Here is an 18,175-nt window from a genome sequence, read left to right as displayed (position 1 = left end):
GCTCAGCGGGTCGTCTCGCGCAGCTCCAGTCGCGCGGTCACGACGGTCGTCGTCGCGTCCGGCGTCGCGTTGTCGTCGCCGGACGCGCTGACCCGGCGCTGCAGCAGTTCCAGGACGCGGTCGGCCATGGTGTCGTTGCCCGGCTCGACGGACGACAGCCGGGGCACCAGGAACTCGGTCTCGGCGCCGTTGTCGAACCCGATCACCTGGACGTCGCCCGGCACGTCGACCCGGAGGTCCGCCAGGGCTCTCAACACGCCCATCGCGGCGGCGTCGGTGAGCGCGAACACGCCGTCGAAGGAGACACCGGCCTCGTGCAGCTGCTCGACGGCGTGGAATCCCGAGCCGGGGTCGAACGACTCGACCTCGACCACCAGCCGCTCGTCGACGTCGACGCCGAGCTCGGCGTGGGCCTGGCGATAGCCCCGGGTGCGCAGCGACGGCATGTCGTCGACGTGGTCGTCGTGCCGGCCGCCGATGATGGCGATGCGCCGCGAGCCCGTCCTCAGCAGGTGCTCCGTGGCCTGCCGGGCACCGCCCACGTTGTCCATCATGACGTGGTCGAAGGTGGCCGGAACCGGCCGCTCGCCGATGAACACGACGGGGGTCTCGAACCGCAGCTGATCCAGGTCGGCGGCCTCGACCCGCAGCGGGCTGATGACGACGCCGTCGTACATGCGCAGCCGGCCGAACGAGATGGCCTCGAGCTCGCGCTCGGCGTCGCCCCCGGTGCGCTCGACGACGAGGTGCAGGCCGCTCTTCTCCACGCCCTTGGCGAGCCGGCTGGCGAGTTGCGCGTAGTAGGGCCGGTCGATGTCCGGGACGATCAGCCCGACGGCGCCGGTGCGGCCGGCCCGCAGGTGACGTGCGGCGTGGTTCACCTGGTAGCCGAGCTTCGAGATCGTCCGCAACACGCGCAGCCGGGTGTCCGCGCTCACTCCGGGCCGGCCGTTGATCACGTTCGACACCGTCATGGCCGACACCCCGGCCGCGTCCGCCACATCCGTCATGCGCACCACGGAACCATCATCGCCTCTCCGGCCGGGTCCCGACGACCCGTCGGGTTCTCAGTGTGATTCGCGTGGCACGGCGGCGCCGCGGGAGCCGACGAGAAAATCGAAGTCGGCGCCGTGGTCGGCCTGCAGCACGTGCTGGGTGTACAGCCAGCCGTAGCCCGTGGCGTGCGCCGGCGCCGGTGGCTTCCACGCCGCCCGCCGGCGATCGAGCTCGTCGTCGTCGACGTCCAGGGTGAGCGTGCGTGCCGCGACGTCGAGCGTGACGGTGTCGCCGGTGCGCACGAACGCCAGCGGCCCGCCGGCCGCCGACTCGGGCGTGACGTGCAGCACGACGGTGCCGTAGCCGGTGCCGCTCATCCGGCCGTCGCAGACGCGCACCATGTCGGTGACGCCGGCGCGCAGCAGCTTCGCCGGGATCGGGACGTTGGCCACCTCGGGCATGCCGGGGTAGCCGCGCGGGCCGGCGCCGCGGATGACGATGACGTCGTCGGCCGCGACGTCCAGCTCGGGGTCGTCGCACACCTCGTGGTACGCCTCCGGCGTGTCGAACACGACGGCGCGCCCGGTGTGCCGCAGCAGCTCCGGCGACGCGGCCGACTGCTTCACCACGGCGCCGCCGGGCGCGAGGTTGCCGCGCAGCACCGCGGTGCCGGATCCCGCCGGCTGCAGCGGCTCACTCATGGGCCGGATCACCTCGCGATTCCAGCACTGCGCCGCGGCCACATTCGCCCCGATGGACCGTCCGGTGACGGTCAGCGCGTCGCCGTCGAGCAGCCCGGCCTCGTCCAGGTCGCGCAGCACCACCGGCAGCCCGCCGGCGTAGCAGAAGTCCTCCATCAGGAACCGGCCCGACGGCATCAGGTCGACGACGGTGGGCACCGGCCGGGCCAGCTCGTCGAAGTCGTCCAGCGCCAGCTCGACGCCCAGCCGGCCGGCGATCGCCAGCAGGTGGATGATCGCGTTCGTCGACCCGCCGATGGCCGCGTTGGCCCGGATCGCGTTCTCGAACGCGGCCCGCGTCATGACCGTGCTGGGCCGCAGGTCCTCCTCGACCATCGCGACGATGCGCCGTCCGGCCTCCTGGGCCACCTCGAACCGGCGCATGTCCACCGCCGGCCAGGTCGCGGACCCGGGCAGCTGCATGCCCAGCGCCTCGGCCACGCAGGCCATCGTCGACGCCGTCCCCATGGTCATGCAGTGCCCGTTGGACCGGGCCATGCAGCCCTCGGCGGCGAAGACCTCCTCCTGGGTCATCCGGCCGGCTTTCAGCTCCTCCTCGAACCTCCACACGTGCGTGCCGGAGCCGACGTCCTGACCGCGGAACTTGCCGTTGAGCATGGGGCCGCCGGTCACCATGACGGCCGGCAGGTCGACGCTGGCCGCGCCCATCAGCAGTCCCGGCGTGGTCTTGTCGCAGCCGGACAGCAGCACGACGCCGTCGAGCGGGTTCGCCCGGATCAACTCCTCGGCCTGCAGGGCCAGCAGGTTGCGGTAGAACATCGCCGTCGGCCGCAGCAGCGTCTCGCCGGTCGCCATCACCGGGAACACCAGCGGGAACCCGCCGGCCTGCCACACGCCGCGCTTCACCGCCTCGGCGACGCGGTCCAGGTGCGCGTTGCACGGCGCCAGCTCCGACCACGTCGACGCGATGCCGATGACCGGGCGCCCGTCGAACATCTCGGCGCCGAATCCCTGGTTGCGCATCCAGGACCGGTAGATCATCCCCGACCGGCCGGCCGCGCCGAACCAACTGCGGCTGCGGCGAGCGTCGTCGCGCGTCACCGGGTCCGGCTCCCCGCGGCCGACGCCTGACGGAGGATCTCGGCGAGATTCTTGCGCACGTGGCACTGGCCGAGCGCGAAGGAGTCCGCGAGCCGTTCCGCCTCGTCCGGGGTGACGCCCTCGAACGCCTTCGCGAAGTCGCCCACCATGGCCTCGGCGAGCATGACGTGGCGCACGTGCCCGTGGATCCACCGCGCCGCGCCCCACGGGTACGGCTGGAAGTCGGGGAACTCGCGCTCGAACAGGTCCTCGATGGGCTGCATGACGTCACGGATGCCCGCGTCCGTCGAGCCCCACGAGTCGACGCCGAGACGCGCCTTCTTCTCCATGACCGGCTCCACCCGCCGCGCGTACGGCGAGGCGGGATCGACCGTCACCAGGCCCTGCAGGCCGACGTCCTTGTACGTCCAGAGCGCCCAGCTCGCCTCGTGGCGGGCGTAGATCTCCAGCTGGTCCTCGAGCAGCCGGTAGCGTTGCTCGTCGCGCGCCGGGTCGCTGGTGTAGACGGGGCCGAACTCGCCGACCCAGATCGGCGTGCCGGTCTGACGCATGTACTCGGTGCGGACGAGGAAGGTCTCCTCCACCCGGTCGCGGTCGACGTACTCTCCCCTGCTGACGCCCGGGTAGGGGCCACCGTCGACGAACCCCGGCCTGGCGTAGTCGTGGGCGGTGTACACGCAGTTCGGCAGCGGGTCGCCGAGCTGGTCGAACTGGGTCGAGTAGCGGTTGCCGTCGAGGAAGAGGATGTGGTCCGGGTCGACGGCGCGGATGGCGGCCTCGAGGCGGCGGTAGAACGGCCCGATGGTCGTGCCCTCGACGTCGGCCGGTTCGTTGACCGGGTTGTATCCCGCGACCCAGGGGTTGTCCTTGTAGTGGTCGGCGAGCCGCTCCCAGAGGTGCACCACCCGGTCCTGGAACTGCCGGTGGGTCCAGAAGTGCGCCCACTGGGTGGGGTTGTCACTGTGCCAGTGCTGGTTCTGGGCGCCGGGCACCGCGTGCAGGTCGAGGATCGTGTAGATGCCGTGGCGCGCGCAGGCGTCGACCACGCGGTCGAGCAAGGCGAAGCCCTCGGGCTCGAGCTCGAACGGCGCCGCGTCGTCCTCGAAGTGCCGGTAGTTGAAGGGGATGCGCACCGAGTTGAGGCCGAGTCCGGCGAGCAGGGCCGCGTCGTCCTCGGTGAAGAAGACGTCGAGGAACCGCTGGAAGAACCGCGTGTAGCCGTCGGCGCCGAGCACCCGGCGCAGCGCCTTGCGCTGCTGCGACTCCGTACCGGGATAACCGGTGATGAAGTTCTCCATGTTCATCCAGCCGCCGAGGCCGACGCCTCGCAACACCACCGGCTGGTCGCCGGCGACGATCCGGCTCCCGTCGACTCTGAGCATGGTGACTCCGTTCATCCGAGGGTGAGTGCGGTCCAGGAGACGGGCGGCAGCGAGATCGTCACGGTGCCGTCGCTCAGCGCTGCCGTGGGATTGACCACCGGGCGCACCCGGTCCTGCTGCTCCAGGGTGTTCGCGGCGTGCGGATCCTTGTCGCTCAACGTCCATGCGTCGCCGACCTCGACCCGGCCGAGCATGCGGACGTCGATCTCGATCTCGGCCGCCGCCTCCTGGTCGCGGTTGACGAGGAAGACCGCGGTCGCCCCGCCGGCAGCATCGTGGGTCGCGACGGCGTCGATCACCGTGACCTCGCCGTGCCGGGCCGAGGTGTAGGTCGCGCTGTCGAGCTTGACCTCGAGCGCTTCGCCGCGCGCCAGGCGGGAGGTGAGGGCGAACGGGAAGAACGTGGTCTGCCGCCAGGCCGGGCCACCGGGCTCGGTCATGATCGGCGCGATGACGTTGACCAGTTGGGCGAGGCTCGCCGAGGTGACGCGGTCGGCGTGCCTGATCAGCGAGATCAGCAGGTTGCCGACGACGACAGCGTCCATGACCGAGTAGGTGTTCTCCAGCAGCCGGGGCGCGACCGGCCAGTCGTCGATGCGGGTGTGGCGCTCGCCCCGGTAGCGCGACTGGTACCAGACGTTCCACTCGTCGAAGGAGATGTACATGGTCTTCGTGCTGCGGCGTTCGGCCTTGACGTGGTCGGCCGTCGCCGCGACCGACTCGATGAACCGGTCCATGTTCGCCGCGGAGGCGAGGAAGCTGGCGGTGTCGCCGTCCTTCGGCTCGTAGTAGGCGTGGCAGGAGATGTAGTCGACGTGGTCGTAGGTCGCCTCGAGCACCGTCCGCTCCCAGCCGCCGAACGTCGCCATCTGCGCGCTCGAGCTGCCGCAGACGACCAGTTCGAGGCCGGGGTCGATCTGCCGCATGGCGCGGGCGGTCTTGGCGGCGATGCTCGCGTACTCCTCCGCGGTGCCGTGCCCGAGCTGCCACAGGCCGTCCATCTCGTTGCCCAGGCACCACATCCTGATGTCGTGCGGCGCCGGGGTGCCGTTCGCGATGCGCAGGTCGGAGAAGTGGGTGCCCGACGGGACGTTGGCGTACTCCAGGACGTCCAGGGCGGCGTGGACACCACGCGTTCCCAGGTTGACGGCGTACATGAGCTCGCTGCCGACCTTGCGCAGCCAGCCGGCGAACTCGTCGAGGCCGACCTCGTTCGTCTCGGTCGAGTGCCAGGCCAGGTCGAGACGCCGCGGACGCTGTGCCCTGGGGCCGATGCCGTCCTCCCACCGGTAGCCGGAGACGAAGTTGCCGCCCGGATAGCGGACGGTCGTCACGCCGAGCTCTCGGACCAGCGCGATGACGTCCTCGCGGTATCCCTGGTGGTCCGCGGTGGGATGGCCGGGTTCGTAGATGCCGTCGTAGACGCAGCGGCCGAGGTGTTCGACGAAGGAGCCGAAGAGCCGGCGGTTGACCGGCCCGACGGTGAAGTAGGGGTCGATGGTCAGGTGAGCGCGGTTCATGATCCTCTTATCGGTCGACGGGCAACGACGGAGCGCCGGCCTACTTCAAGCTGCCGATGGCCAGGCCTCCGCGCCAATGCCGCTGCAGCGTGAGGAAGGCGATGATCAGCGGGATGACCGAGACGAGGGACCCCATGATGATGATGCTCCACAGCGACGTGCCGCCGGAGTTGTTGGCCGAGGCGATGCCCTGCCACTGCCCAATGCCGACCGTCACGGGATACAGGTCGTTGTCCGACAGCATCGCCAGCGGCAGGAAGTAGTTGTTCCAGGTGGCCACGATCGAGAGCAGCAGGACGGTCACCATCGCCGGTCGCATCATCGGGAGCGCGACCTGCAGGAACAAGCGCAGCTCGCCCGCGCCGTCGACGCGAGCAGCGTCCAGCAGCTCGTCGGGGACGGCGTCGCGCACGTAGACGTGCATCAGGTACACGCCGAACGGATTGAGCAGCGACGGCAGGATCACCGCCCAGATCGTGTTCGTCAGGCCGAGCCGGGAGAACATGATGAACGTCGGGATCACCAGCGCGGTGGCGGGCACCATCACCGCGCCCAGCAGGACGGCGAAGCTGAACCGGCGGCCGGCGAAGCGGTACTTCGCGAAGCCGTAGCCGGCGAGGACCGCGAGCGCTGTGGCGCCGACACCGCCGACGACGGCGTAGAGCGTGGAGTTGAGCAGCCAGCGGGTGTAGATGCCGTCGCTGTAGGTGAACAGCTCCCGCAGGTTGCCGATGAAGTCGACGTCGTCGGCGAACCAGAGCGCGTTGCCGCCGCCGAAGAGCCCGGCGGCGTCCTTCGAGCTGTTGACGACGACCCACCAGAAGGGGATGAGGAAGTAGACGAGCAGGAAGCCGAGGAGGATCTGCAGCGGCAGGTGGCGCTGCGGCCGCCGGCGTCGCGAGGCGGCGTCGATGGTCACGGTCATGAGAGGAAGCTCCCCCGCTTGCGGGTCGCGAACAGGAAGATGTAGACGCAGACGAAGACGACGGCGCCGAGGGCGAACGAGATCGCCGATCCGTAGTTGAAGTTCGCCAGGCCGAACGCCTGCTGGTAGGCGTACATGTTCGGCGTGAAGTCCGGCCCGATCGCGCCGGCGGCGAGGTCACGCAGGATCTTCGGCTCGTTGAAGAACTGCAGCGTCCCGATCAGCGCGAACACCAGGATGAGCAGCAGCGCCGGGGTGATCAGCGGGATCTTGATCCGCAGCGTGATCTGCCAGGTGCTGGCGCCGTCGATGCGCGCGGCCTCGTACAGCGTCGGGTCGATGCCCTGCAGCGCGGCGTACAGGATGATCATGTAATACCCGGCCCACTGCCAGGTGACGATGTTGAGCAGCCCGTAGAAGATCAGGTCCCGGCTGAGGAAGTCCGGCGCCGTGGCGCCGAACAGGCCGAAGACGTCACCCAGCGGGCCGAAATTCTTGCTGTAAAGGAACCCCCACATGAGCGCGCCGATGACCGCGGGGATCGCGTACGGCAGGAAGATCATCAGCCGCGAGAACCGCGCGAACCGCGAGGTGACCATGTCGAGGATGAGCGCCATCGCCAGTGAGATCAGCATCTGCACCGGGATCAGGACGAGCGAGAACCGGATGACGAACCACGCGCCGTCGAGGAAGCTCGGGTCGGTGAACGCCTTGGTGTAGTTGTCCAGGAGGACGAAGCTGGTCCCGCCGATCATCGCCTTCCGGAACAGGCTGAGGTAGAGCGCGTAGCCGAGGGGTGCGACGAGGAGGGCCAGGAAGACGACGCCGAAGGGCCCGATGAAGAGCCATCCGATCAGCTGCTCGCGCAGCGGCGCCTTGGCCTTCCTCGGTACGGGCTGGTCGGCTCGCGGCGGCGCGGTCGGCGCGGTCTGCAGGGTCATTCGCGTGCTCCGAGGTCGGTGGGTGAGGTCGAGGACGGGGCCGGCGGTCCGGCGACGCGCCGGCCCCGCTCGTCAGGTCACTGAACCGTGAACCCCTGTTCCTCGGCGTAGCCGGCGACGTCGTCCTGCAGCCGGTCCGCGGCCTCCGAGCCGGTGATGGAGCCCTCGTTGATCGCTGCGAGCTGCTCGGTCATCGCGTCGTAGTAGTACTGCTGCAGCGGGCTGTAGGTGAAGCCCTCGTAGGCGTTCGCCGCCGGGACGTAGACCTCCTTGTTCGCCTGCTGGCCGCCGAAGAACTCCACCGCGAGGTCGGCGAAGGCCGGGTCCTCGAGCGCGTTGAGGTTCAGCGGGAAGATGACCTGGTTGGTCCAGCCGTCGGTGAGCGACGCCTCGTCGGCGTAGAGGCCGAAGGCCGCCTGCGCCGCCAGCTCCGGGTCCGAGGCCTGGCTGGTCACCGAGAACGCCGACCCGCCCCAGTTGACCTGCACCGGGTTGGCCGGGTCCCACTGCGGCAGCGGCGCGACGGCGAACTGGCCGGAGTCCGCGCCCTCGCCGACACCGGCACCGGTGAGGTAGCCCGGTGCCCAGGCCGCGGAGATGTACGTGGCGTAGTCGCCGTTGATGACACCGGCGATGTACTCCGGCGTGAACTGGTCCTGTGTGCCGACGAGGCCCTTCTCGGCCAGGCCGCCCCAGTAGTCCAGCACCTCCTTGGACGCATCGTCGTTCAGCGCGATGCCGATGTTCTCCGGGTTGTCGGTGTCGTAGGTGAACGGGTCGGCGCCGTTCTGGATCTGCAGCGCCATCATCACCGCCGGCACATTGGCGCCGAGGTCGCCGAAGAGCGGGCCGCCGGCGTCGCGCACCGTCTGCGCCGCCTGCTCGTACTCCGCCCAGGTGGTGGGCGGCGTGATGCCGTACTGCTCGAAGATGTCCTTGCGGTAGATCATCCCCATCGGGCCGCCGTCGACCGGCACGCCGTAAACCGCGTCGCCGACCGAGACGTCCTGCCAGGCGCCCTCGCTGTAGTTCTCGCGAACGTCCTCGAAGCCGTAGTCGCTGATGTCGACCAGCGCGTCCTGCACCTGGAAGGTCGGGATCCGGTCGGCCTCGATCATGACGACGTCGGGCGCGCCGGTGCCGGCGGCGATGGCGGTCTGGAACTTCTCGTACTCGTCACCGCCCTCGCCGACGTTGGTCCAGCAGACCTGGACGTCGTCGTTCTGCTCGTTGAAGTTGTCGACGACCAGCTCCATGTTCGGGTACCAGGCCCAGAGCGTCACGACGGGCAGGTCGGTCTTGGGAATGGTGTTCGTGCAGCTGGCGTCGGACCCGCCGCCACCGCCGTCACCACCGCTGCTGGTGGCGCCGTCATCACCGGACGAGCAGGCGACGAGCGTGCCGGCGAGGACGAGCGTCGCCGCCGCGGCAAGGAATGGCTTCCGCTTCATTGCGTGTTCCCTTCGGGATGCGTAGGACGCCGAGATCGGCGCGTCGCCGTGCAGGTGAGGCCGGGGTCGAGGGCGAGGTGCTACTGCTGCCCACCCGCGCCGGGCCCGGTTACCGCGAGGTATTTATAACGTTGTATATTTAGCGATAAAGCTGACTATGGCAACGGGTGCCGCCGCTGTCAAGACCGATGTGACCAGCCCTTGTCCGCCACGTCGGAGGGCGGGTAGGCCCCTACAATGCAGGGGCGGCGTGGGCGCGCCGCCGGAGCGAGGAGGCAATGCGTGGCCCCGACGATGCACGACGTCGCGCGGGTGGCCGGAGTCTCCATCAAGACCGTCTCGAACGTGATCAACGACTTCCCTCACGTCCGGCCGTCGACGCGCATGCGAGTACTCTCCGCCATCGAGGAGCTCGGCTACCGGCCGAACCTGTCGGCGCGCGGGCTGCGGTCCGGCCGCACAGGTGTCATCGGGCTGTCGGTACCGGAGCTGCGGCAGAACTACTTCGCCGAGTTGGCCGACGCGATCATCCGTGCGGCCGAGAAGCACGACCTCGGCGTCCTCGTCGAGCAGACCAGCGGCGACCGCGAGCGTGAGATCGCCGCGGTCACGGGCGCCGGGCGCCTGCGCCTCACCGACGGGCTGCTCTTCAGCCCGGAACGCCTCGGCCAGGACGACCTGCATCTCATCCACCCCAGGTTCCCCTTCGTGTTGCTCGGCGAACGGATCTTCGGTGGCCCCACGGACCACGTGACGATGCACAACGTGAGCTCCGCTCAGGCCGCCGTCGAGCATCTGCTCGGGATCGGCCGGCGCCGCATCGCGCTCATCGGCGCACATCCGGATCAGCGCGAGGAGATCCGCTCGTCCGACCTGCGAGTGCGCGGCTACAAGGCCGCGCTCGAGGCGGCCGGCATCCCCCTCGATCCGCAGCTCGTCCGCGCCGTGGCGCCGTGGCACCGCGAGAACGGTGCGGAAGCCATGCGAGAGCTCATCGCGTCCGGCGTCGCGTTCGACGGCCTGTTCGCGCTCAACGACACCCTCGCTCTCGGCGCCCTGCGCGCTCTCGGCGACGCCGGCCGCCGGGTCCCCGACGACGTCGCCGTCATCGGGTTCGACGACATCGACGAAGCCCGGTTCTCCATCCCCTCCCTGTCCAGCGTCGACCCCGGCCGCACGGAGATCGCCGAGACCGCGGTCGAGCTGCTCGTCGAGCGCATCAACGAGAAGGACGGCGAACACCCTCCGCCCATCCTCGTCAAGCCCGACTTCCGGATCGTCGCCCGCGAGTCCACCGGGTCCGGCCGGCCCGGGTGATCGCGGGCGCCGGCACCTGCTGCGGAGGGCCGGCGCCCGCGACACTTCTCACTCCTGCCGGAACAGCAGCGGCGCGAAGTCGATGAGGTTCCGCTGCCAGGCGTCCCAGCCGTGCGGTCCAGGCGTCGGCCCGTCGTACACGTAGTCGATCCCCAGCTGGTCCATGGTCGTGAGCGAGTTCATGAACCCGGGGTACACGAAGTCCGTCGGGTCACCGACGTACACCTTGAGCAGCGTGGTCCCGTCGTTGATCGCCTGGGCGTCGACCCCCGTCGCGCTGCCGAACCCGGCCGAGAACGTCCCGATGTAGGCGAACTCCCCCGGATGCGTCTTGAGCAGGGTGAAGGTCTGCCCGCCGCCCATCGACAGACCGGCGAGGGCGCGCCGTGCCGGGTCGTCGGACACGTTGTACCGCTCGAGCGACACGGGGACGATGTTCTCGAGCAGCTCGCGGGTGAAGTTCGTCGAGTTGCCGTTGCCCATCACCACCACCATCGGCTCGAGGTTGCCGTCGAGGAAGTGGTTGTCGAGGATCTGCTTGGCCCGGCCCATCTCGATCCAGTCGGTGTAGTTCTGGCCACCGCCGTGCTGGAGGTAGAAGACGGGGTAGGGCTCGGCGCGATCGGGGTCGTAACCCGGCGGCGTCCACACGTACGCCTTGCGCTCCGCGCCGGCGACGGTGCTCTGGTACGTCATCGTCTCGACGGTGCCACCCTGCCCCTCGGGGACGTCGGCCAGGAGGCGCGCCTCCTCACCGGGGATGAAGAACGTGCTCCAGGTCGGCTCCGAGGTCACCCGGGTCGGGTTCGACGTGTCCTTCGTGGACACGCGGTCGACGATGAGCCGGTAGTGGTGGAAGCCGGGCTTCAGCGGGCCGATGGTGGCGCGCCACCGGTCGCCGACGCGGGACATCTCGACGCGGATCCAGCTGCCGCCGGGCGCCCAGTTGCCCCACACGGTGACGTGCTCCGCGTCCTTGAAGTCCGTGGTCGTCTCGAAGGTGACGAACCGGTCCTCGGTGATCCACGGCGTCGGCGTGGTGCCGGTCGGCGGCAGGGTGAACTCGCCCTCCAGCGGCAGGTGACCGGGGCTGGGGCCGTCGTCCTCGACGTCCTGGAACAGGCGGGGGGCGAAGTCGATCAGGTTCTCCTGCCACGCGTTCCAGTTGTGGCCGCGGTTGGGGTTGACGCCATCGAACTGGTACTCGACGCCGGCCGCGTCGAGCTGCTGCATGAGGCGGTGGGTGCGGTTGTACGCGCCGTCGGTGACATTGCCGGTGTACAGGCGCAGCAGCTCGGTGCCCTCGTTGATCTTCCGGGCGTCGAGGCGGGGAGCCTCGCGGGCGCCGGCGAACACGCCGAGGTACGCGAACTCGCCAGGGTGCTCGAACAGGGTGCTCAACGTCTGGGAGCCACCCATCGAGAGCCCGGCGAGCGCCTGCTGCGACGGGCTGTGCGAGATGTTGTAGTCGTGGCGGGCCTCCCGCACGATGTTGCGCAGCAGCTCCTTCTGGAAGTCCGGCACGTTGCCGTCGCCCATCACGACGACCATCGGGTCCAACTCGCCCCGCAGCGTGAGGTTGTCGAGGATCTGCTTGGCTCGGCCCACCTCGACCCAGTCGCGGTAGCCCTGCCCGCCGCCGTGCTGCAGGTACAGCACCGGGTACGGCTCCTTGCGGCCGGCGTCGTAGCCCGGCGGCGTCCATACGAGCGCGGACCGCTCCCCCCGGGTCACCGTGCTGCGATACGTCATCGTCTCGACGGTTCCGCCGGCGCCCTCGGGCACGTCGGCCAGGAGGTCCGCGGAGTCACCGGGTACGAAGAACGTGCTCCACTCCGGTTCCGACGCGACGCTCGTGGGGTTCGTCGGGTCCTTCGCCACGTTCGTGTCGTCGGCGGTGAACTGGTAGTAGTACAGGCCGGGCTCGAGCGGGCCCATCACGGACGTCCAGTTGCCCCCGCGCTGGGCGAGGCCCCACTGGGCCCAGTTGGCCGACGGGCCGAAGTTCCCCTCGACCACGAGCTGCGTGAAATCGCCGAACGCCTCCTCAGCCTCGTCGGGGGAGATCGTGAACGTGACGAAGCCGTCGTCATCGACAGCGACCCACGGCGCCTCCGCCGCCACCGTCTGTGGTGCGGCCACCAAGGCGCCCATTGCAGTGGCCGCAACGACGAGGAGCGCCGCCAAACGCCGGCGGATCCCCATGCGGTGCGTTCGTCTCTGGCGAGATGCCATCACCATTGATCCTCTCTGTCCTGAGTCCACGGACGCCCGGCGCCGTGCCGGCGACGGTGGACGCGACCGCCGAGAGAGCCGATCACCCTCGGGCTGTTCGGGCGGGCTGCGGCGACGTGCGAAGCCCCTCTCGCTGATTTACAACGTCGGCAAATTCGCCCGCGGGCCCATGCTGGCGGCGCCGTCGCCAAGGTGTCAATAGATCCGGGCCGGACATTTATAACGTTGTGATTGGTTGCGACATATGCAATACTCGTGACGACATGGGCAACGGCGCTGCCAGCGACGGCACGCCGCGGTCGCCCTGAGAGGAGTCGAACAGCCACGCGTCGGCAGACCGCTCGAGCGGTGGGGTCGGGTGTTCGCCCGCGAGACCGCCGGCGCCGACTGGCTCGGCACGACGCTCGTGCCACCGGGTCCGGGTGACCGCCGCCGTGGCGGGCCGAACGTCGCCGCGGTGGCTGACCTCGCCAAGGCACACCCGCAACGACGGATTCTCGCCGAAGGCCGCTACGCCACGTCCGAGGACGTGCACGCAGGGTTCGCGGCCGGCGCCACCAACGTCGTGGTCGGGCGCGCGATCACCGACGTCGCGGCGCTGACCACCGACCTCGCCGCCGCAGCGGAATCCGCACTCGGTCGCCCCCGACCACCCGCGGCGGCGCCACGGGCGTGAGCATCACCAGTTGGTCACCGCGCCGTCCGGACGGTGGAACCGTGGCGGCGGCGCGAACCGCACGGACGATGCCGCCGAGCGGGCGGCGGTGAGGTCGATGTCGACGCCGAGGCCGGGGAGGTCGGCGGGGGTGACGGCGCCGGCGGAGACCGTCGGGGCGGCCAGGATGACGGCGTCGTCCCAGCCGTGGGGGCGGGGCTGCTCCTGGACGCTGACGTTGGGCAGGCTGAGGCCGAGGTGGGTCGAGGCCGCGGTGCAGACGGGGCCGAGCGGGTTGTGCGTGGCCACGTTGATGTAGTGGGCCTCGGCCATCGCGGCGATCTTGCGGCCCTCGGTGATGCCGGTGTTCGCGACGTCGATGCGGGCGTGGTCGATGAGGTCGTCCTCGAGCAGCGGGCGGAACGCCCACTTCGTGGTCAGCTGCTCGCCGGCGGCCAGCGGCACCGTCGTCCGGGCCCGCAGCGACCGGTACGCGTCCAGGTTCTCGCTGCGCAGCGGGTCCTCGACGAACAGCGGCCGGGCCGCCCGGACCTCGTCGCAGAACAGGACGGCCTCGGCCGGGTCGAGGCGGGTGTGGACGTCGACGATGAGCTCGATGTCGTCGCCGAGGTCGGCGCGCAGCGCCGCCACCAGGTCGAGAGTGCGGCGCACGGCCCGGCGGGGTTCGAACGCCTGCGATCCGGGTTGGTCGCCGAGGCCGAGACGCAGGTGCGTCCAGCCCTCCTCCACCAGCCGCCGAGCCGCCTCGACGGTCGAGCGCGGGTCGCCGCCACGAAGGTGGACGTAGGCCGGGACGAAGTCGCGGGCCCGCCCGCCGAGCAGGTCGTACACCGGCACGCCCAGCGCCTTGCCGCGCAGGTCCCACAGCGCCAGGTCCAGCGCCGCCAGCACGGCCCCGACGTCGCGGTCGGCCGGGAAGAACCCGCCGCGGTAGAGGGTCTGCCACAGGTGCTCGATCCGGCTCGCGTCCGCGCCCGCCACCAGCTCGGCGACGTCGCGGACGGCGCCGGCGACGGTGGCCGGGCGGGACCGCATGCCGATCTCGCCCAGCCCGTACAGCCCTTCGTCGGTGTGCACGACGACGAGGAAGAACGAGCCGCCGCCGGCCGTGACCGGCAGCGGCTCGATCTCGGTGATCAGCGTCATCGCGGCGTGACCACCAGCGTCGTCGACGCGCTGACGGAGCCCAGCTCGGCGCCGATCGTGGTCGCCCCGGGCGCCACCGCGGTCGCGACACCGGCGGCGTCGACGGTCGCGACCCGGCTCGACGACGACGTCCAGGCCACCTGGCCGCTGAGGTCGTGCGTGCTGCCGTCGGAGAAGAGGCCGGCGGCCGCGAACGTGAGCTCGGCGCCCTTCGGCACCCGCCGTCGATCCGGCGTCACGGAAACCGAGCGCAGGGTCGCGTCGGTGACGGTGACTGGGATCTCCAGGGCGCCCGCGTCCGACGTCGCCGTGACGACGGCGCTGCCGGCCGCCACCGCGGTGACCCGCCCGTCCGCCGCCACCGCGGCGACCCCCGGGTCCGACGACGACCAGGCGACGGAGCCCGTGACGGCGCGCGTCGTGCCGTCGCTGAGCTGCTCGGCCACCGTCACCGCGCCGGCGATGCCGATCGGCAGCTCCAGCGTGCCGGGGTCGGCCGTCAGGCCGGTCGGCACGGGACCGGCCAGCAGCAGCGCGTTGTACTTCGCGGGGTTCTTGGACTCCGCGACGCCCTCGCCCCAGGTCGACCAGCCCCGCCGGCCGGCGCCGTCGTCGTCGTTGACGACGACGGTCGCGGACACGATGCCGTCGTCGCGGGCCGCGGGCAGCGAGGCGAACGGGATCGCCAGCTCGTACGTGGTCGTCCCGGCGGCGTCGTCGCGGGCCGCGGCGCCACGTACCCCGGCGAGGTCGGCGCCGAGGTCGCGCGGCCCCCAGCGCCAGACCTCCACCTCGCCGGCGTCGGTGAGCGCGACGCCGACCTCGTGCGAGCGCGGCTCCTCCCCCGGCGCCCCGGCGACGATGCCCACCTGCACCGAGTCGCCCCGCCAGATGTCCGCGCCGGTCGCGGTCTGGGACGCGACGTCGTCGGCGACCTCGGCCGTGAGATAGAGAGTGTCGGCGTCGTGGGTCCACCACAGCCGCCCGGACAGGTCCGCCGCACCACCCCAGTCGTCGATGTCGGGCTCGGGCAGCTCGGCCGGGGTCAGGGCGCCGACGACGGCCTCGACCTCGCCGTCGAGCTCGACCGGTGCCGACGGCGCCGCGTGCAGCTCGCCGGTCGGGCGCAGTGTGCCCTCGGCGGTGCTGTCGCCGGTCGGGGCCTGCAGCAGCGCATTCCACTCCACCTGACCGACCAGGTCGACCGGCACGTCCACCGCCCGCGACTCGCCGGCGGCCAGCTGCTGCCCGGCCAGCGCGGCGCCTGACTCGGTCCCGGCGGTCCAGTGCAGCTCGCCGACGGTCACCGGCTGGTCGGTGTTGTTCGTGGCCCGCAGCCGCAGCACGTCGTCACCATCGGCGGTGATGGCGTGCACGCCGCTGGCCTCGACCGCCGCCTCGGCGGCGGCATCCGTGCTGAGCTGCGCGACCACGCCGTCCGCGTCGCTGACGGTGGCCCGCCAGGTCCGCGTCCCGACCCGGGTGGCCGGCGGCAACTCCACCGGGATCTCCGCGCGCTCGCCGGCCGCGACGCTGGCCTGCGTCGTCACGCCGTCCACGGAGATGGAACCCTCGAAGCCGGTGTCGGAGCCGGTGCGGTCGATCGTCCAGGTGCCGGTGGTCTCGGTCCCGGCGAACGCCTCGGTCACCGAGAGCGCGTGCGCCGCCGACACGTCGGCCGCCGTGATCGGCCCCGTGACGAAGACCGGGTCGCCGCCCACCGTGACGTAGACCCGTCCGGTCGCGTCCGGGACCAGCTCCTGGTACGAGCCGTAGATGCCGTGCACGTCGACCGGCCCGTTCGTCGAGAACGCCACGACGGCCGGCTCGGCGGCGGCCCAGACGGCGTGGACGGTCTCGGCGTTGCCCGCGGTGAAGCGCACGTCGTGCACGCCGTCGCCGAGCTGGCTCCAGCCCTGGACCGGCTTGCCGTTGATCCGCCGCGACATCAGCGCCTGGGCGACGTAGGCCGGCTTGGGCCGGTAGGCGCCGCGCGGGTCCTGGTCGTTGCCGATGATGCCGAAGTGGTGCTCCGGTTCGACCGGGTCGAGGCCGTCGTCCTTGAAGTCGTAGATCGCGTACTGCTCGACCCCTTCGCCGAGTGCCAGCAGCTGGCCCCGCACGAGGTTCGCCGACTGGACGTCCTCGCTGACGTGATGCGTGCCCGTCGACGTGTTCCAGCCCTGCTCGCTGACGACGATCGGCAGGTCGGCGCGGCCGGCGGCGTCGAGCTTGTCGCGGACGATGGTCAACAGGTCGTCCGTCAGCTCCGGCCCGCCGACCTGGCTGTACGGGTGGATCGAGAACGCGTCGATGTACTGCAGGCCGCCCGCGGCGATGAAGTCGTCGACCCAGTCGGCCCAGTCCGTCGGCGCCACCGTCATCGCCGGGCCCATCAGGTAGGCGTCCGGATGCTCCGCCCTGACCCGGTCATGGGTGGTGCGCAGCAGCTCGACGTAGCTCTCGGCGGTGCCGAACGGCTCGACGTCGAGCTTGCGCCAGTTCCACTCGTTCCACACCTCGTAGACCGTGTCCTCGGTGCCGAACTGGGCCACCGAGGCGGCCGCGTAGTCCGCGTACGCGTCCCGGCCGGCCTGGTCGGTCGGCACCTCGTTGGGGAAGTACAGCGTGTTGCCGTAGGCGAGCAGGCTGAGGAAGTCCAGGCCGTTGGCCTCGAACGCCGCCTTGTAGTCGAGCACCTTCTGGGGGAACGTGTACTGGCCCTTCGTGGTCTCCACCTGCTGCCACGACGCGCCGTCGCGGGCGAAGCCGAAGCCGGCCCGCGCGATCAGCGGGATGATCTCGGGCGACCACTGCCGGGGCCCGGACGAACCGAAGTGAGTGCCCACGCCGCGGCGCGGGTCCTTGACCGGGTCGGCGACGGGCAGGACGGCGACATCGGTGCCGGCGGCGAACGACGTGCCGTCGGGCCGGGTCACGGTGATGTCGACCTCGTACCAGCCGACCGGCAGGGTGCCGACGGTGAACGCGTCGCCGAGGTCGGCCACCGCTCCCGATCCGGTCCGCACCCGCGCGCCGTCGTGGTTGTAGACCTGCCAGGACAGCGACTCGGCGGCGGTCGCGAAGCCGACGGTGACCGGCTGCCCCTCGTCGAAGACGTTGCCCAGGACGGTCGGGCTGACCAGGAACTCCGGCGGCGGGATGTCCACGGCGACGTCGTCGACGTAGACCGTCCCGGGCTGGTCGCCCAGCTGGCTGTGCGTGAGCACCAGACTGATGCGGGTCATGGGCCCGTGCCAGAGGCCGTCGTTCGCGCCGCCGAAGTGGCTGTTGTTCGTGCCTCCGGCGAAGTCGGTGATGCTGATGTCGGTCCACTGCGTCGCCGACGGCGTGACCGCGACGACCTGCTGGTGGGTCTGGCCCGTGACGTCGCGCAGTCGCAGGACGATCTCGTCCACCGACTCGGTCAGCACCGAGAACCGCAACTCCTGGGCGTCCAGGTTGACGAGGTCGCGGCCGATCGCCGCGAGCGCGCCGCCGGTGGCCGCCGGCACCGCGGCGTCCCACTCGGCGCTCGCGCCGCCGCTGCGGTGCTGAGCGGTCGTCCGGGTCAGCGTACTGACCGAGCCGGTGCCGGACTGGACCGGCGACCACGGCGCGGTCTCGACCTCGAAGTCGCCGACGACCTCCGTCTGCGCGTCAGCGGCGGAGGCGGTTTCGGGCGCCGCGGCGGCTTGCGGTGGCGCGGAGCCGATGAGGGGCGCGGCGAGCAGCGCCGCCGCGAGGAGGGTCGCGAAGCGGGGTACGCGCATGTCTACTCCCG

Annotated in this window: 12 protein-coding genes; 2 read left to right on the top strand and 10 right to left on the bottom strand. The window is 70.9% G+C overall.

The annotated features are described in order from the left end of the window. Positions 1-2: 2 nt before the first annotated feature. The 7 genes from BLU82_RS05900 to BLU82_RS05870 all read right to left on the bottom strand — a co-directional run bounded on the left by BLU82_RS05900 (position 3) and on the right by BLU82_RS05870 (position 9,017). Positions 3-1,010 carry a LacI family DNA-binding transcriptional regulator gene (locus BLU82_RS05900; protein WP_092617003.1) on the bottom strand — a complete coding sequence of 336 codons (1,008 nt, stop codon included), beginning with the start codon at positions 1,008-1,010 and terminating at the stop codon, positions 3-5. A gap of 57 nt (positions 1,011-1,067) precedes the next feature. Then, positions 1,068-2,798, bottom strand: coding sequence for an IlvD/Edd family dehydratase (locus BLU82_RS05895; RefSeq protein ID WP_092617000.1), 1,731 nt, complete (start codon positions 2,796-2,798; stop codon positions 1,068-1,070). Further along, positions 2,795-4,180 (bottom strand): glycoside hydrolase family 5 protein, encoded by a 1,386-nt coding sequence (locus BLU82_RS05890; protein ID WP_092625501.1) that lies wholly within the window; start codon positions 4,178-4,180, stop codon positions 2,795-2,797. The genes BLU82_RS05895 and BLU82_RS05890 overlap by 4 nt, the downstream gene beginning before the upstream one ends. Positions 4,181-4,191: 11 nt before the next feature. Further along, positions 4,192-5,700 carry an alpha-N-arabinofuranosidase gene (locus tag BLU82_RS05885; RefSeq protein WP_092616996.1) on the bottom strand — a complete coding sequence of 503 codons (1,509 nt, stop codon included), beginning with the start codon at positions 5,698-5,700 and terminating at the stop codon, positions 4,192-4,194. Positions 5,701-5,740: 40 nt separating this feature from the next. After that, positions 5,741-6,625 carry a carbohydrate ABC transporter permease gene (locus BLU82_RS05880; RefSeq protein ID WP_092616993.1) on the bottom strand — a complete coding sequence of 295 codons (885 nt, stop codon included), beginning with the start codon at positions 6,623-6,625 and terminating at the stop codon, positions 5,741-5,743. Next, positions 6,622-7,566: a carbohydrate ABC transporter permease gene (locus tag BLU82_RS05875; protein WP_092616989.1), complete on the bottom strand. Its 945-nt coding sequence runs from the start codon at positions 7,564-7,566 to the stop codon at positions 6,622-6,624. The genes BLU82_RS05880 and BLU82_RS05875 overlap by 4 nt, the downstream gene beginning before the upstream one ends. 77 nt (positions 7,567-7,643) lie before the next feature. Then, positions 7,644-9,017, bottom strand: a complete 1,374-nt coding sequence (locus BLU82_RS05870; protein WP_092616986.1) for an ABC transporter substrate-binding protein — start codon at positions 9,015-9,017, stop codon at positions 7,644-7,646. Positions 9,018-9,299: 282 nt separating this feature from the next. On the opposite strand from BLU82_RS05870, the gene BLU82_RS05865 reads away from it, so the two are divergent. Then, positions 9,300-10,334 (top strand): LacI family DNA-binding transcriptional regulator, encoded by a 1,035-nt coding sequence (locus BLU82_RS05865; RefSeq protein WP_092616983.1) that lies wholly within the window; start codon positions 9,300-9,302, stop codon positions 10,332-10,334. A gap of 48 nt (positions 10,335-10,382) precedes the next feature. Here BLU82_RS05865 and BLU82_RS05860 read toward each other — a convergent pair whose 3' ends face one another. Further along, positions 10,383-12,476 carry an alpha/beta hydrolase-fold protein gene (locus tag BLU82_RS05860; RefSeq protein ID WP_197682762.1) on the bottom strand — a complete coding sequence of 698 codons (2,094 nt, stop codon included), beginning with the start codon at positions 12,474-12,476 and terminating at the stop codon, positions 10,383-10,385. Between the two features lie 451 nt (positions 12,477-12,927). Between BLU82_RS05860 and BLU82_RS05855 the strand changes: the two genes are divergently transcribed. After that, positions 12,928-13,245: a hypothetical protein gene (locus BLU82_RS05855; protein ID WP_157740618.1), complete on the top strand. Its 318-nt coding sequence runs from the start codon at positions 12,928-12,930 to the stop codon at positions 13,243-13,245. Positions 13,246-13,248: 3 nt separating this feature from the next. Here BLU82_RS05855 and BLU82_RS05850 read toward each other — a convergent pair whose 3' ends face one another. Together BLU82_RS05850 and BLU82_RS05845 are read right to left on the bottom strand one after the other, a co-directional pair. Beyond that, on the bottom strand, positions 13,249-14,391 hold the full coding sequence (locus BLU82_RS05850) for a mandelate racemase/muconate lactonizing enzyme family protein (protein ID WP_092616974.1): 1,143 nt from the start codon (positions 14,389-14,391) through the stop codon (positions 13,249-13,251). Continuing rightward, the gene (locus BLU82_RS05845; protein ID WP_157740616.1) at positions 14,388-18,164 is read right to left on the bottom strand and encodes an Ig-like domain-containing protein; all 3,777 of its coding nucleotides are present in this window, start codon (positions 18,162-18,164) and stop codon (positions 14,388-14,390) included. Before BLU82_RS05845 ends, BLU82_RS05850 begins: the two co-directional genes overlap by 4 nt. Between the last annotated feature and the right edge of the window lie 11 nt (positions 18,165-18,175).

Origin of the sequence: Jiangella sp. DSM 45060 (genome assembly GCF_900105175.1) — a bacterium.
GTDB lineage: Bacteria > Actinomycetota > Actinomycetes > Jiangellales > Jiangellaceae > Jiangella.
The sequence above is the reverse complement of the archived record's forward strand: the minus strand, read 5'-3'. Positions and strand labels throughout refer to the sequence as shown.